The 15,809-nt window shown below is 69.2% G+C and carries 11 protein-coding genes; 4 read left to right on the forward strand and 7 right to left on the reverse strand.

Features of this window, described 5'->3' with window-relative positions; translation table 11 throughout:
- Positions 1-5: 5 nt before the first annotated feature.
- The 3 genes from OG975_RS09590 to OG975_RS09600 form a co-directional block, all read right to left on the reverse strand.
- A complete protein-coding gene (locus tag OG975_RS09590) occupies positions 6-578 on the reverse strand; it encodes a hypothetical protein (protein ID WP_406328719.1) in 573 nt (190 codons plus the stop codon).
- A 176-nt stretch (positions 579-754) separates the two neighbouring features.
- A complete protein-coding gene (locus tag OG975_RS09595) occupies positions 755-1,657 on the reverse strand; it encodes a tRNA (adenine-N1)-methyltransferase (RefSeq protein ID WP_330303350.1) in 903 nt (300 codons plus the stop codon).
- Positions 1,658-1,744: 87 nt separating this feature from the next.
- On the reverse strand, positions 1,745-3,340 hold the full coding sequence (locus OG975_RS09600) for a site-2 protease family protein (protein ID WP_406328720.1): 1,596 nt from the start codon (positions 3,338-3,340) through the stop codon (positions 1,745-1,747).
- 276 nt (positions 3,341-3,616) lie between these two features.
- On the opposite strand from OG975_RS09600, the gene OG975_RS09605 reads away from it, so the two are divergent.
- Both OG975_RS09605 and OG975_RS09610 read left to right on the forward strand, forming a co-directional pair.
- Complete coding sequence (locus OG975_RS09605; protein ID WP_406328721.1) at positions 3,617-4,624, forward strand: RecB family exonuclease; 1,008 nt, start codon at positions 3,617-3,619, stop codon at positions 4,622-4,624.
- An 83-nt stretch (positions 4,625-4,707) separates the two neighbouring features.
- On the forward strand, positions 4,708-5,379 hold the full coding sequence (locus OG975_RS09610) for a response regulator (protein WP_369256964.1): 672 nt from the start codon (positions 4,708-4,710) through the stop codon (positions 5,377-5,379).
- A gap of 71 nt (positions 5,380-5,450) precedes the next feature.
- Here OG975_RS09610 and OG975_RS09615 read toward each other — a convergent pair whose 3' ends face one another.
- The 4 genes from OG975_RS09615 to metH all read right to left on the reverse strand — a co-directional run bounded on the left by OG975_RS09615 (position 5,451) and on the right by metH (position 13,573).
- Positions 5,451-7,034, reverse strand: coding sequence for an ABC transporter substrate-binding protein (locus OG975_RS09615; protein ID WP_406336222.1), 1,584 nt, complete (start codon positions 7,032-7,034; stop codon positions 5,451-5,453).
- Positions 7,035-7,101: 67 nt separating this feature from the next.
- Positions 7,102-8,706, reverse strand: coding sequence for an ABC transporter substrate-binding protein (locus OG975_RS09620; protein ID WP_406328722.1), 1,605 nt, complete (start codon positions 8,704-8,706; stop codon positions 7,102-7,104).
- Between the two features lie 464 nt (positions 8,707-9,170).
- Positions 9,171-9,872, reverse strand: coding sequence for an HAD family hydrolase (locus tag OG975_RS09625; RefSeq protein ID WP_406328723.1), 702 nt, complete (start codon positions 9,870-9,872; stop codon positions 9,171-9,173).
- Between the two features lie 170 nt (positions 9,873-10,042).
- Complete coding sequence (metH, locus tag OG975_RS09630; protein ID WP_406328724.1) at positions 10,043-13,573, reverse strand: methionine synthase; 3,531 nt, start codon at positions 13,571-13,573, stop codon at positions 10,043-10,045.
- Positions 13,574-13,842: 269 nt separating this feature from the next.
- Between metH and OG975_RS09635 the strand changes: the two genes are divergently transcribed.
- Both OG975_RS09635 and OG975_RS09640 read left to right on the forward strand, forming a co-directional pair.
- Positions 13,843-14,607 carry an IclR family transcriptional regulator gene (locus OG975_RS09635; protein ID WP_406328725.1) on the forward strand — a complete coding sequence of 255 codons (765 nt, stop codon included), beginning with the start codon at positions 13,843-13,845 and terminating at the stop codon, positions 14,605-14,607.
- Between the two features lie 327 nt (positions 14,608-14,934).
- Positions 14,935-15,729, forward strand: coding sequence for an MIP/aquaporin family protein (locus tag OG975_RS09640; protein ID WP_327427451.1), 795 nt, complete (start codon positions 14,935-14,937; stop codon positions 15,727-15,729).
- Positions 15,730-15,809: the final 80 nt, after the last annotated feature.

A 15,809-nucleotide genomic window follows, 5' to 3' on the forward strand; every position in this document is an offset into this window, starting at 1 on the left:
GGTGCTCAGACGCTCTGGGCCTCGGACGGGGTCGAGCGGAGGAACGCGCCGTTCTTCCACTGCCACTTGGCGCGGTCTTTCACGTCCGGGCAGCAACTCGGTACGTCGGTCGAGGAGTAGCCGAGCAGGGTGGCGGTGACGGTTTCGTCGCGCAGCGCGAAGTCCGTGACGCTCAGGCGGTCCTTGGGGTCGACCAGGGTGGCCACGACGCGGGGCTTCTTCGCGCCCGCGGCCTGGGTGAGGACGTAGACGCCGTTGGGCGGGGTGCCCGAGCCCGCGTCGCAGCGGACGACGGCCACGGTCTCCGGGCGGCCGTCACCGTCGAGGTCTCCGGAGGCCTTCTTCTGGACGAGGACCTTGGTGGGCCCGCACTCGATCGGGAAGTCGACGCCGGCGGGGTCGGGAGCGATCGCGGCCGCCGCGGACTTCGTCTCGGGGCCCGGCGATGCCGCCGTCGCCGAGTCGGGCTGCAGGACGGAGGACAGCGCGACGACTCCGGCGATGGCGGTGGCCGTGGCGACCCACTGGATGGGGCTGGTGTGCGTGTGTGCCAGTTCCGGGACAACGGATTGCTGCACTAGGAGCGTCTCCTGTGAGGGCTGTGCCGGTGGGGGTGTCCCGCATGGTGCCACACGTCACAGTGTGGTGGAACGGCGGGGTCCGGACTTCTGGCGGCGCGTCAACGGAAAAGCGCTATGGCCGAGTTCCCGGGCGTTTCCGGGAACTCGGCCACAGTCGTGGTGCGTTGGGTACGTCAGCGGCCGGAGCCGCCGTCGGCGTTCGGACCGGTGTAGTCCTCGCCGTATGCGCCCTTGGCGGGGCGGCGGCGGCGCATGGGCGGCTCGACGCCGTCCGCGAGGCGGCGGGCGGTGAGCAGGAAGCCGGTGTGGCCGATCATCCGGTGATCGGGGCGGACGGCCAGGCCCTCGACGTGCCAGTTGCGGATCATCGACTCCCAGGAGGTCGGCTCGTTGAAGCAGCCGATCTCGCGGATGGACTCCACGGTCCGCGCGAGCTGGGTGGTGGTCGCCACGTAGCAGCAGAGGATGCCGCCGGGGACGAGGGCCTTGGAGACGGCCTCCAGGCACTCCCAGGGGGCGAGCATGTCGAGGATGACGCGGTCGACGTCGGTGTCGCTCAGGTTGTCCTGGAGGTCGCCGACGGTGAGCTGCCAGGCGGGGTGCGGGCCGCCGAAGTAGCGCTCCACGTTCTGCTGGGCGATTTCGGCGAAGTCCTCGCGGCGCTCGTAGGAGTGCAGCATGCCCTGGTCGCCGATGGCGCGCAGCAGGAAGCTGCTGAGCGAGCCGGAGCCCACGCCTGCTTCCACGACGCGTGCGCCGGGGAAGATGTCGGCGAAGGCCAGGATCTGCCCCGCGTCCTTGGGGTAGACCACGGCGGCGCCGCGGGGCATGGACAGGACGTAGTCGGGGAGCAGGGGGCGCAGCGCGAGATAGGCGACGTTGCCCGTGGTGCGGACAACGCTGCCCTCGGGAGCACCGATCAGCTCGTCGTGGGGGAAGGAACCCTTGTGGGTGTGGAAGTTCTTCCCGGCCTCGAGCGTGAACGTGTAGTGGCGGCCCTTGGGGTCGGTCAGCTGAACCTGGTCCCCGACCTTGAAGGGCCCGCGCCTGCGGGCGGCACCGGTCGGTTCGGACATGTGACCAGCCTACCGGTCCCTGCGCGGGGCGCTGACCATGGGAGGTACGTGCGGACACTGCGGGTGATGCGTCTTCGAGGGATCCCTTCAGGAGGGGCGGGCCATCGCCTTGACGAAGGCTCGCTCGACGTCCGCCGCCGACAGGACTCCGTAGATCTCGCCGGAGTCCTCCACCACCAGGTATTCGGTCGCCGGGGTCGCGCGCAGGGCGTCCAGGAGGTCCTCGCCCGCGAGCTCGGCGGAGACGCGCATGCCGTCGGTGAGGTCCTGGGCGAGGCCGCCGACGGCGACCCAGGGGCGGCGGTGTTCCGGTACGCCGACGATGGCGGCCTCGCGGACCAGGGAGAGCGGTTCGCCGTCGGCGTCGACCACGACCAGGGCGCGGGCGCCGGCGTCGTTGGCGCGGCGCAGGGCTTCCGAGAGGGGGGTGTTGGTCTCGACGGGGACCGCGCGCCGGGTGAGTGAGCGGGCGCGCAGCTCCGGCAGGTGTTCGCGCAGCCGGGCCATCCGCAGGCTGTTGCCGGCGCCGGTCCAGATGATCGCGGCGAGGATGGCGGCGAGCAGGGCGTCCGTGACGGTGTCCATGCCGCCGATGTCGTCCGGGGTGTCGCCGAGCATTCCGGACTGGGTGAGCAGGGGCAGCCCGATCAGTACGGAGACGGCGAGGGCGCGGCCGACCCAGGCGGCGGCGATCGTGCCGCTCATCGGCCTGCCGGTGATCTTCCAGACGACGGCGCGGAGCATGCGGCCGCCGTCCAGGGGCAGTCCGGGCAGCAGGTTGAAGGCGGCGACGATGAGGTTGGAGATCATCAGGCCGGCCAGCAGGACGCCGGGGACGGTGCCCGGTTCGACGGTCTGCATGGCCACGTAGAAGAGGCCGGACAGGATGAGCGAGAGCAGCGGGCCGACGAAGGCCAGTACGAACTCCCGGCCCGGTGTCTCGGCCTCCTTCTCGATCTCCGAGACCCCACCGAAGAACTGCAGCTGGATCCGGCGCACCGGCAGTTTGAAGCGCAGGGCGGCGACGGTGTGGGCGAGCTCGTGGACGAGCACGGAGGCGTAGAAGACGACCGCGAAGAAGAGGGACACCAGGTAGCGCGCGGCGCCGAGGTCCGGCAGCACGCGGTCCAGCTGGCCGCCGAACACCCAGGTGATCAGCGCGGCCACGAGGAACCAGCTCGGCGCGACATACACCGGTACGCCGAAGGGCCGTCCCATGAGTAGCCCGCCACCGGGCTCCTTGCCGCGGCGCGGCGGCCGGCCCTTGCCGGAACCGGACTGGGCCAGGGTCCGGGTGGACGCGGCGGGGTCGGCCGAGTCGGCTTCCGGGGGCTGGGGGCCGTTCTTCACAAAGGTGTGGTCGGCGGCATCGGTGTCGGTGGTTTCGTCGGCACCGTTTTCGGACCGGGGCTCGTCCGGAGGGCCCTGGGGCGTCTCGGGATCGGCAGAGATGTCAGGGGCCGTCTCGCCGCCCGGCCGGGCCTGGGCCGAGGCATCGGCGTCGGGCTGGGGCTCGGGATCACCGGGGGCCGTGGGCGCGGGCCCGGTGGGGCGCTCGTGACGGTCCGGTCCGGGGCGCGTGGCGTCCACGGCCGGGCCGGTGGAGGCCTGCGGCCCCTCGTGGCGCTCGGCCGCTTCATCGGTACCGGACCGCGGCTGCCCGCTCCCGCCGCTCTCGTCCACGATGTCCCCTCGTTCGAAGCGTCTCCCGCCCCGATCATGCGGAGCAGGAGGGTCTGGGTCGATGGTATGCGGCCGTCTCGACGCGTTCCGCCCCGGCACCCCCTCCGTTTTCCGCGCCGTCGCCCGCGACGGCGGGGTACTGCTCGTATCGCTCACGCGGGCCGTCCGGTGTCGTCGCCGGCGGGTGCGGCCGACCTGCTTGTCCGTCTGGGGGTCCGGGGGTTGTCCCCCGTAATGGCGCGGTGCTGTCAGTGGCGGGCCGTAAGGTCTGTCGTCATGGAAACCAGCACCGAGGGCGTCGCGGAGAACGGCGCCGACAGCGCCGGGGCCGCCGTACCGGCCGAGCGGACCGAAGCCGTCGCGGTCGAAGCGACCGGGGTCGTCGCGAGCGAAGCGGCGGAGGGTATCGAAGGTACCGAGGCTGTCGCGGCCGCCGCTGCCATACCGGCCGCCCCCGCCGTGCCGCCCACGTCGCTGTCGCCGTCGCGTGCCAGTGACTTCATGCAGTGCCCGCTGCTGTACCGGTTCCGGGTGATCGACAAGCTTCCCGAGAAGCCGAGCGAGGCGGCGACCAGGGGCACTTTGGTGCACGCGGTCCTTGAGCGGCTCTTCGACGCACCGGCGACGGAGCGGACGGCGCCGCGCGCCAAGTCGTTGATCCCCGGGCAGTGGGACCGCTTGCGGGAGACCCGACCGGAGGTCGTGGAGCTGTTCGCCGACGACCCGGAGGGCGAGCGGCTGGCGCGCTGGCTCACCGAGGCCGAGCAGCTGGTGGAGCGCTGGTTCACGCTGGAGGACCCGACCCGGCTCGAACCCGCCGAGCGGGAGCTGTTCGTCGAGGCGCGGCTCGACTCCGGGCTCAAGCTGCGCGGCATCATCGACCGGGTCGACGTGGCGCCGACGGGCGAGGTCCGGATCGTCGACTACAAGACGGGCAAGGCACCACGGCCCGAGTACGCCGAGGGCGCCCTGTTCCAGATGAAGTTCTACGCCCTCGTGGTGTGGCGGCTGAAGCAGGTGGTCCCGCGCCGGCTCCAGCTCGTCTATCTCGGCAGCGGTGACGTGGTGACGTACGACCCGGTGATCGCGGACCTGGAGCGGGTCGAGCGCAAGCTGCTCGCCCTGTGGGACGCGATCCGGCAGGCCACCGAGAGCGGTGACTGGCGGCCGCGGCCCACCAAGCTGTGCGGCTGGTGCGATCACCAGGCGGTATGCCCGGAATTCGGCGGCACTCCCCCGCCCTATCCGCTGCCTGTCGTGGCGCCCGGGCCGGACGGCGTGTGAGCCGAGGGGGCTGGAGCGCCCCAGAGGCGAGCCGGTGAACGCGCGCAGGGCAGAATGGGGCCGGACTAGCGAAGGAGACTCACGTGGCCATCCGCGTCCTACTGGTCGACGACCAGCCGCTGCTGCGTACCGGCTTCCGGATGATCCTGGAAGCGGAGCAGGACCTTGCGGTCGTCGGCGAGGCCGGTGACGGTCTCCAGGCACTCGACCAAGTACGTGCCTTGCAGCCCGATGTGGTTCTGATGGACATCCGTATGCCGCGGATGGACGGTGTCGAGGCGACCCGGCAGATCTCCGGCCCCGGCCGGGACGGTCCGGCGAAGGTCCTCGTCCTGACGACGTTCGACCTCGACGAGTACGTGGTGGAGGCGCTGCGCGCGGGCGCCAGCGGCTTTCTGCTGAAGGACGCGCCCGCCGATGAGCTGGTGCAGGCGATCAGGGTGGTCGCGGCGGGCGAGGCGATGCTCGCGCCGAGCATCACGCGCCGGCTGCTCGACAAGTACGCGGGCCATCTGCCGTCCGGCGACGAGCCGGTTCCGGACACGCTGCACACGCTGACCGACCGTGAGGTCGAGGTGCTGAAGCTGGTGGCTCGCGGCCTGTCGAACGCGGAGATCGCGGCCGACCTGTTCGTCAGCGAGACCACGGTCAAGACGCATGTGGGCCACGTCCTGACCAAGCTGGGGCTGCGTGACCGGGTGCAGGCCGCGGTGTACGCGTACGAGAGCGGGCTGGTGCGCCCCGGCGCGCAGTAGCCCGTCGCCGCACATACGTTGAGGGCGCCTCCTTCTGGAAGGGGGCGCCCTCAACGTATGTACACGGCTGGTCAGCCCTTGCTGATCTCCCAGAAGCGGAACACGGTCGAGGCGTCGAGGCAGTATTCGAGCCCGTAGACGTTGTCGCGGACGACGGCGTACTGCTTGGCCTGCCAGATCGGGATGATCGGCACTTCGTCGGCCACGAGGTCCTGAAGCCTGCCGTAGTCGGAGTCGGTCGAGGAGCGGTCGCTCGCGGCGGCGGTCTTCGGGATGAGCTGGCCGGTGATCGTGCTGTTGGTGAAGTTGTTGCTCAGCACGTTGCCCTTGCCGAAGAAGGGGGCCGTGAAGTTGTCCGGGTCCGGGTAGTCGGGCACCCAGCCCTTCACGTACACGCCGTACTTGCCCTTGGCGATGTCCTTCTCGTACTGGTCGTAGGCGACGGACTTCACGGTGGCGTCGAACAGCCCGCTGGCGTTGAGCTGCTTGGCGATCGCCTCGAACTCCTGGTCGGTGGACGGGCCGTAGCGCGACGGCGTCGACCAGAGCGTCAGCTTCACCTTGCCGCTGATGCCCTCGGCGCGCAGCGCGGCCTGGGCCTTGGACTTCGAGGGGCGGGCGCCGTAGGTGTCGAAGAACGACGTGCTGTGGCCGGTGATGCCGGCCGGGATGATCGAGTAGAGCGGTGTCGCCGTGTCCTCGTAGACCTCGTTGACCAGGGCGTCGCGGTCGAGGAGATAGGCGATGGCCTTGCGCACGCCGAGCTTGCCGGCGACCGGGTCGTCCATGTTGAAGACAAGGTGCTGGACTTCGGCGCTGGTGCCCTCGACGACGTTGATGCCACTGCCGGTGGCGGTGTCGTCCTCGATGTCCGCGATGTCCTTGGCGGCGAGGCCTCGGTAGGCGATGTCGATCTGGTTGCTGAGCAGCGCGTTCTTCAGGGCGGACTGGTCACCGTGGAAGAACTTCAGCGTCATGCCGGAGTTCTTCACCTTGGCGGTGCCCTTGTAGTTGCCGTTGACGGAGAAGACGGCCTTGTCCTTGCTGAAGGAGTCCAGCGTGTACGGGCCCGAGCCGACCGCCTTGCTGTCCGTGCGCAGTCCGTTGCTGGAGTACTGCTGGTGGTCGACGATCGAGCCCGCGCCGGAGGCGATCTTGCTCGGGAAGGTGGCGTCGGCGTACTTGAGGTGGAAGACGACGGTCTTCCTGTCCGGCGTCTCCACCTTGTCGAGCATGGGGAACATGATCGCGGGACCGGCGTCGTCGTTGATCTCCAGCATGCGGTCGAAGGAGAACTTGACGTCCTTCGAGGTGAGCTCGTCACCGTTGCTGAACTTCAGCCCGTCCTGCAGCGTGCACTTGTACACCTTGGTCGAGGTGTCCGTGAACGTGCACTCCTTGGCGGCCTCCGGGACCGGCTCGGTGCCGCCGTTGGGGAAACTCAACAGCGACTGGAAGACGTTGTTGAACAGCAGCCAGGAGCCCGGGTCGTAGCCGGACGCCGGGTCGGTGGCGAGGACGTCGTCGGACATCCCCATGACCACGGAGGAGCCGCTGCTCCCGGAGTCGCCCGTGTCCGAGCCGCATCCGGTGAGCAGGCCGGAGGCCAGCCCCGCCACGATGGGTAGGACCGGCCACTGGTTGCGCATGTTCACGAGCATGTGCCTTGTCGTCGGGTCTCGAGAACCCGGGGCCGCCCCGGCCCCGGGTCGGGGAGATCGGTCAGCCGCTGACTCCTCGGCCGAGCTCCCACAGCTGGAGGGTCGAGGAGGAGTTGAGCGCCCACTCCGTGCCCGTGATGTCGTCCTGCGCGGCGATGTACTGCTTGCCCTGCCACAGGGGCAGCAGCGGGACGTCGTCGGCCACGATGTCCTGGATGGTGGTGAGGCTCTTCGACGCGGTGAGGCGGTCGGCCTCGCGCCGGGACTCCGGGATCAGGGTGTTGATGACCTGGCTGTTCGTGTAAGGCGACTTGAGGAAGTTGTCCTTGTCGAGGAACGGGGCCAGGTAGTTGTCGGCGTCCGGGAAGTCGGGGAACCAGCCCATGCCCCAGACGTCGTAGTCGCCGGCCCGCTCGGCCGGGACGAACTTGTCCCAGGCCGTGCCCGAGATGCTGACGTCGAAGAGGCCGCTGGAGTTCAGCTGCTTCTTCAGGACCTCGAACTCCTGCTCGGTGGCCGTGCCGTAGTGGTCGGTCGTGTAGTGCAGGGTGAGCTTCACCGGGGTCGTGATGTTGGCCTTGGCCAGCGCCGCCTTGGCCTTGGTGACGCTCGGGTCCCCGTACTTGTTGAAGAACGAGTTGGAGTGGCCCGTGATGGTGGCCGGGACCATCGAGTAGAGCGGCTCGGCCTGGGAGCCGTACACCTTGGAGACGAGCTCACCGCGGTTGACGAGCTGGGCCATGGCCTGGCGGACGGCCTTGGTCTTCACCGACGAGGCATCGGTGTTGAAGGCCAGGTAGCGGATCTCCAGGCCGGGCATCTCGATCAGGTCGATGTTGCTGTCCGTGGTGCTGCCGAGCTTGGTGATCTGGGCGGGCGTCATCGAGCGGGTCATCAGGTCGATGTCGCCCTTTTCGAGCGCGGTGCCCATGGCGTCGGCGCTCTCGTAGGAGCGCATCTCGACCTTGCTGTTGTTCACCTTCAACTGACCCTTGTAGTTAGGGTTCTTGGTGAAAACAGCCTTGACCATCTTGTCGTTCTTGACCTCGGCCTGAAGGGTGTACGGGCCGGAGCCGTCCACCTCGAAGCCGTCGCGCAGCTTGCCCTTCTCGTAGTCCGCGGGGTTCACGATGCCGGCAACCGGGGTCGACAGCTTGAAGGGGAAGGTGGCGTCCGCGGTCTTGAGGTGGAAGATGACCTCGCGGTCGCCCTGCGTCTCGACGGTGTCGATGGTGGAGAGCAGCGCGAACACACCACTGTCGGACTTGAGCGACAGGGCGCGGTCGATGGAGAACTTGACGTCCTTGGCGGTAACGGGGTCGCCGTTGGAGAACTTCAGGTCCTTGCGCAGCGTGCAGGCGTAGCGCTCGTTGCCCGTGTCGCTGAACCCGCACTTCTCGGCCGCCTCGGGCTGCGGGTCACCGTCGCCGCGCGGCTGGACCATCAGGGTCTGCACGGTCTGGCGGAGAACGTTCCAGGTGCCCACGTCGTACGCGTACGCCGGGTCGAGGGGAGCCGGGGCATCCTTCGAGGCCGTGAACCCGTCCGTGGTGCCGACAACGATGGCATCGCCGCTGTTGCTCCCGCTGTCGGACCCGCCACACGCGGCGAGCACCGGGGCGAGCAGGCCGACCACGGCCGGCAGCACCAAAGTCTTGCGGTTCATGCTCGAGTTTCTCCAGAGCTGTAGATTCCGCGAACCCGCATGCAGGGGTGGTGCGGCGGGTCACGGGGGGTACGGCGATGTTCTCGCGACGACATTAGTCCGCACCACCAGGACGGCTCGCAGGTACCGGAGTTGAGTTCCCATCACGCTACGAAACCGGGCGTGGACGCACCGATAACCCGACAGCGGAAGGATTCGTGCAGGATTCCACCAATCGGGACACAAGGGCACGTCGACCACCCCCGAAAGGGGGGTTACGGCACATGTCCGACCCGATGTCGACCCCTCGCGGCGTGGCGAACGTCACACTCTCAACTCGGTTGGCGAGTACCGGAATTCGGCCATCCGGCTCGCGAATGAATTCCTGCGAGGGGGTCACCTGCGGTTACCTCGGGGAACCCTCGGCTATTCCCCGTATTCGTTCCGCACGCTCGGTGATTCAGTTCTGCACGCTGGGTGAACGCCTAGCGCATTTCCGTCATCAAGCCGCGTAGAAAAGGCAGGTCGACCTCTTCGAGGGATGTCACCACCGTGCGCCGGGCGGCGGGGGCGATGGGCGCGACCGAGGGTACGGCAACGACCTGGCATCCCGCGGCCTCGGCGGCGGCGACGCCCGTGGCGGTGTCCTCGATGACGGCGCACCGGGCCGGAGCCGCGCCGAGCCCCGAGGCCGCGAGCAGATAGGGGTCGGGGAACGGCTTGGTCCGCTCGACCTCGTCGCCCGCGACGGTCAGCGAGAAGTAGTGGGGGCCGAGCGAGCCCAGGATGCGGTCGATGATGCGGCGGTGCGAGGCGGAGACCAGGGCGGTGGGGATCTCGTGCGCCGCCAGCTCGGCGAGGAGTCTGGCCGCGCCCGGCATCAGCGGCAGCGAGCGGCCGATACGGCCCTCGAACCCGTCGTTGAGCAGCACGGTCAGCTCGGCGAGGGTGATGTCGGCTCCGGTGGCCTCGATGAGGAATCCGGCACTGCGGGTCATGGGGCCGCCGACCACGACATGGCGCCAGGAGTCGTCGAGGGTGTGGCCGAGGGCCGCGAAGACCTCGACCTCGACGTCCCACCAGAAGCCTTCGGTGTCCACCAGAGTGCCGTCCATGTCGAGGAGCACGGCCTCCAGGGCTGAGCCTTCGGCCGTACGGGTACCGAGCGCGGGGACCGTACTGGTCATCCGGGCGCACCTCCTTGAGGGACGATCAGGCCGGTTGCCCTTTTTTGGCAAAGGGGCAACCGGCCTGCAGTGGACCGACCAGTGTACGACTTATCGGATCAGTACGCGTCTCGGTAGTCCTCGGCGCGTCTCAGTACGGCTCGGCGGGTCTTGGTACGGCCCGGCGCGCCTCAGCGCGCGTTGAAGTACTTCGCCTCCGGGTGGTGGATGACGATCGCGTCCGTGGACTGCTCCGGGTGGAGCTGGAACTCCTCGGAGAGGTGGACGCCGATGCGCTCCGGCTCCAGGAGCCGGGCGATCTTGGCGCGGTCCTCCAGGTTGGGGCAGGCGCCGTAGCCGAGCGAGAAGCGGGCGCCGCGGTACTTGAGGGCGAACATGTCCTCGATGGCTGCCGGGTCCTCGCCGGCGAAGCCCAGCTCGGAACGCACGCGCGCGTGCCAGTACTCGGCGAGCGCCTCGGCCAACTGCACGGACAGGCCGTGCAGTTCGAGGTAGTCGCGGTAGGAGTTCGACTCGAAGAGCTTGGCGGTCTCCTCGCCGATCCGGGAGCCGACGGTGACGACCTGGAGGCCGACGACGTCCGTCTCTCCGGACTCCTCCGGGCGGAAGAAGTCGGCGAGGCACAGCCGGCGGCCGCGGCGCTGGCGCGGGAACGTGAAGCGCGTGCGCTCGTTGCCCCGCTCGTCCAGGAGGATCAGGTCGTCGTCCTTGGACACGCACGGGAAGTAGCCGTAGACGACGGCCGCCTCCAGCAGGTTGTCCGTCTGCAGCTTGTCCAGCAGCCCGCGCAGCCGCGGGCGGCCCTCGGTCTCGACCAGTTCCTCGTACGTCGGCCCGTCGCCCGCGCGTGCCTGCTTGAGGCCCCACTGCCCCTTGAACAGGGCGCCCTCGTCCAGCCAGGAGGCGTACTCCTTGAGCTGGATGCCCTTGATGACGCGGGTGCCCCAGAACGGCGGCTCGGGCACGCGGTTGTCGACCGCGATGTCGGAGCGGACGTGGCCCTCTTCGGGGCGCTCCTCGACCACCGTGTCGGCCGCGGCGGCCCGCACCCGGCGCTGCTTCAGCTCCGGCAGGACCGCGCCCGGCACCCCGCGCTTGACGCCGATCAGCGCGTCCATCAGACGCAGGCCCTCGAAGGCGTCCCGGGCGTAGCGGACCTCGCCCTGGTAGATCTCGTGCAGGTCCTGCTCGACGTACGCCCGCGTGAGCGCCGCCCCGCCGAGGATGACGGGGTAGTCGGCCGAGAGCCCGCGCTGGTTCAGCTCCTCCAGGTTCTCCTTCATGATCACCGTGGACTTGACCAGCAGCCCGGACATGCCGATGACGTCGGCCCGGTGCTCCTCGGCGGCGTCGAGGATCGCGGAGACGGGCTGCTTGATGCCGAGGTTGACGACGTTGTAGCCGTTGTTGGACAGGATGATGTCGACGAGGTTCTTGCCGATGTCGTGGACGTCGCCGCGCACGGTGGCCAGGACGATCGTGCCCTTGCCCTCCGCGTCCGACTTCTCCATGTGCGGTTCGAGGTAGGCGACGGCCGTCTTCATGACCTCGGCGGACTGGAGCACGAACGGCAGCTGCATCTGGCCGGAGCCGAAGAGTTCGCCGACGACCTTCATGCCGTCCAGCAGGGTCTCGTTGACGATGTCGAGGGCGGGGCGGGTCTGGAGCGCCTCGGCGAGGTCGGCCTCCAGGCCGTTCTTCTCGCCGTCGATGATGCGGCGCTTGAGCCGCTCGTCCAGCGGCAGCGCGGCCAGTTCCTCGGCCTTGCCGGCCTTGAGGGACTTGGTGGTGGCGCCCTCGAACAGCGCCATCAGCTTCTGCAGCGGGTCATAACCCTCGGCGCGGCGGTCGTGGATGAGGTCGAGCGCGGTGGTGACCTCCTCCTCGGAGAAGCGCGCGATCGGCAGGATCTTCGACGCGTGCACGATCGCCGAGTCCAGGCCCGCCTTGACGCACTCGTCGAGGAAGACCGAGTTGAGCAGGATGCGGGCCGCCGGGTTGAGGCCGAAGGAGATGTTCGACAGGCCCAGCGTGGTCTGGACGTCCGGGCGGCGGCGCTTGAGCTCGCGGATCGCCTCGATGGTGGCGATGCCGTCCTTGCGGGACTCCTCCTGACCGGTGCAGATGGTGAAGGTCAGGGTGTCGATGAGGATGTCCGACTCGTGGATGCCCCAGTTCGTCGTCAGGTCCTCGATCAGCCGCTCGGCGATGGCGACCTTGGTCTCGACGGTGCGGGCCTGGCCCTCCTCGTCGATGGTCAGCGCGATCAGCGCGGCGCCGTGCTCCTGGGCGAGGCGGGTGACCTTCGCGAAGCGCGACTCGGGGCCGTCGCCATCCTCGTAGTTCACGGAGTTGATGACGGCCCGCCCGCCCAGCTTCTCCAGGCCCGCGCGCAGGACGTCGACCTCGGTGGAGTCCAGGACGATCGGCAGCGTGGAGGCGGTCGCGAAGCGGCCGGCCAGCTCCTGCATGTCCGCGACGCCGTCCCGGCCCACGTAGTCCACGCAGAGGTCGAGCATGTGCGCGCCCTCGCGGATCTGGTCGCGGGCCATCTCCACACAGTCGTCCCAGCGGGCCTCCAGCATGGCCTCGCGGAACTTCTTCGAACCGTTGGCGTTGGTGCGCTCGCCGATCGCCATGTACGCGGTGTCCTGGCGGAACGACACCGTCTGGTAGAGGGATGCGGCGCCCGGCTCGGGCTGCGGGGTGCGCTGGTACGGGGCGGTGTCACGGACGCGCTCGACGACCTGGCGCAGGTGCTCGGGCGTCGATCCGCAGCAGCCGCCGACCAGCGAGAGGCCGTAGTCGCGGACGAAGTTCTCCTGCGCGTCGGCCATCTCGGGCGGGGTCAGCGGGAAGTACGCGCCGTCCTTGGTGAGGATCGGCAGGCCCGCGTTCGGCATGCACATCAGCGGCGTACGCGAGTGGCGGGCCAGATAGCGCAGGTGCTCGCTCATCTCCGCGGGGCCCGTGGAGCAGTTCAGGCCGATGAGGTCGATGCCGAGCGGCTCCAGGGCCGTCAGCGCCGCGCCGATCTCCGAGCCGAGCAGCATGACGCCGGTGGTCTCGAACGCGAGCGAGCAGATCAGCGGCATGTCCAGGCCGAGCGCGTCCATCGCGCGGCGTGCGCCGATCAGGCTCGCCTTGGTCTGCAGCAGGTCCTGGGTGGTCTCCACGATCAGGGCGTCCGCGCCGCCGGCGATCAGGCCCTCGGCGTTCTGCTGGTAGCCGTCGCGCAGGACGTCGTACGCGATGTGGCCGAGCGAGGGCAGCTTGGTGCCCGGGCCGATCGAGCCGAGGACCCAGCGCTGGCGGCCGTCCTTGGCGCCGAACTCGTCGGCGACCTCACGGGCGATGCGGGCGCCCGACTCGGACAGCTCGAAGATCCGGTCGGCGATCTCGTACTCGCCCGCCGCCGAGTGGTTCGAGCCGAACGTGTTCGTCTCTACGCAGTCGACGCCCACCTCGAAGTAGGCCTCGTGGACGGAGCGGACGATGTCGGGGCGGGTGACGTTCAGAATCTCGTTGCAGCCTTCGAGGTTCTCGAAGTCCTCCAGCGTCGGGTCCTGCGCCTGGAGCATCGTGCCCATCGCGCCGTCGGCCACGACGACGCGGCTGGTGAGGGCCTCGCGGAGTGCGTCGATGCGGGTCCGGTTCTCGGCAAGCTCGGACGAAAGGGACGGGTTCGGCAACGAAGCCATGAAGGTGCTCCCTGGAGTGCGACGGCTGTCGGCTTTGCGCTTCCCATGGAAGGCGCACGCCGTCAGGGTAGCCCGGAGCACCGGCAAAAGGTCAGGGGCGTCCACGGGGCGGACGGGCGTGGCGTCGGTGACGGCGGTGCCACGACGGACGAAACATGTGGCGCCCACCCATTAGCGGGAGATCGGCAACGACCGGTAGTGTTCGACATTGCCGAACGGTGGCAGTGAGTCGCACGCCGGCGGTCGAAGGGGACGGAGGCAGCACGGCGATGGCACGGAACATCCAGTCGCTCGAACGGGCGGCGGCGATGCTGCGCCTGCTCGCGGGCGGCGAGCGGCAGCTCGGCCTGTCGGACATCGCGTCCTCGCTGGACCTGGCCAAAGGCACGGCCCACGGCATCCTGCGCACCCTTCAACAGGAGGGCTTCGTCGAGCAGGACGCCGTCTCCGGGCGCTATCAGCTGGGCGCCGAGCTGCTCAGGCTGGGCACCACCTACCTGGACGTGCACGAACTGCGGGCGCGCGCCCTGGTGTGGGCCGACGATCTGGCCCGCTCCAGCGGCGAGAGCGTCTATCTGGGCGTGCTGCACCAGCAGGGCGTGCTGATCGTGCACCACGTGTTCCGGCCCGACGACAGCCGCCAGGTACTGGAGGTCGGGGCCATGCAGCCGTTGCACTCCACGGCACTGGGCAAGGTCCTGTCGGCATACGACCCGGTGGCGCACAGCGAGGTCCTGGAGGCCGAGCGCAAGGTGTTCACGCCGCGCACCATAAGCGAGCTGGACGATTTCGAGGGCGTGCTGGACCTGACCCGCGCGCGCGGGTACGCGGACGACGTCGAGGAGACCTGGACGGGTGTCGCCTCGGTCGCCGCGCCCATCCACAACCGGCGCCGGATGCCGGTCGGCGCGGTGGGCATCACGGGCGCCGTGGAGCGGGTCTGCAAGGACGGGGAGCTGCGCCCGGATCTGATCGCGGCGGTACGGGACTGCGCCCGCGCGGTGTCGCGGGACCTGGGCGCCGGGCGGTTCTGAGCGCCGCACAGTTCTGAGGATCGTACGAAGCAAGGCCGGGAAGCGGGGCGCTTCCCGGCCTTTGTCGTGCCCCCGCAAGATCGACGACTCACCGATAGCTCATAGCGATCAATAACGATCGTGTTTTCGATAACGGAGCTCTTGACGTGCTGGTAACGCGACGGCAAGACTCCCGTCCATCGGTCGACATTGTCGAACACCTACCGGCAATACGCGCTAGAGTGTGGCGATGCCAAGGGCCGAATCGCTCTCGCTCCCTGAGAGCAACGAACCACCGGAGGGACCCGGGGTTCGGCTTCCCCTGGACGAAGGACAAAGGAGTCGCGGGTGTCCAGCTCCGACATCTTCATCGGCGAGACCATCGGTACCGCCGTTCTCATCCTGCTGGGCGGTGGCGTGTGCGCCGCCGTCACGCTGAAGGCCTCCAAGGCGCGCAACGCCGGATGGCTCGCCATCACCTTCGGGTGGGGCTTCGCGGTACTGACCGCGGTCTACATCTCGGCGCCCCTCTCGGGTGCGCACCTCAACCCGGCCGTGACGCTCGCGCTCGCGATCAAGGACAACGACTTCAGCAACGTCGCCACCTACTGGGGCGGGCAGCTGCTCGGCGCCATGATCGGTGCGGCGCTGGTCTGGGTCGCCTACTACGGCCAGTTCCTCGCCCACCTCACCGACAAGGAGATCGTCGGCGGTCCGGGCGCGCAGGCCACCAAGGTCAAGGCCGTCGAGGCCCAGGAGACCGGCGCCGGCCCCGTGCTCGGCGTCTTCTCCACCGGCCCCGAGATCCGGAACGTGGTGCAGAACCTCGCCACCGAGATCATCGGCACCGTCGTGCTCGTCCTCGCGGTCCTCACCCAGGGCCTCAACGACAACGGCAACGGCCTGGGCACCCTGGGCGCCCTGATCACCTCCCTCGTGGTGGTGAGCATCGGCCTCTCCCTCGGTGGCCCGACGGGCTACGCGATCAACCCGGCCCGTGACCTCGGTCCGCGCATCGTGCACGCCCTGCTCCCCCTGCCCAACAAGGGCGGTTCCGACTGGAGCTACGCCTGGATACCGGTCGCCGGTCCGCTGATCGGCGGCGCGATCGCCGCAGGCATATACAACGTCGCCTTCGCTTAGGAGCAGGGCCCGCAAGCTGCCCGGCAGCTTGCGGGCGCACAGCCCGAGCACCCGCTGACAGCACCGCTAAAGAGCCGCAC

This window comes from Streptomyces sp. NBC_00203 (assembly GCF_045206325.1).
In the GTDB taxonomy this organism is placed as follows: Bacteria; Actinomycetota; Actinomycetes; order Streptomycetales; family Streptomycetaceae; genus Streptomyces; species Streptomyces lutosisoli.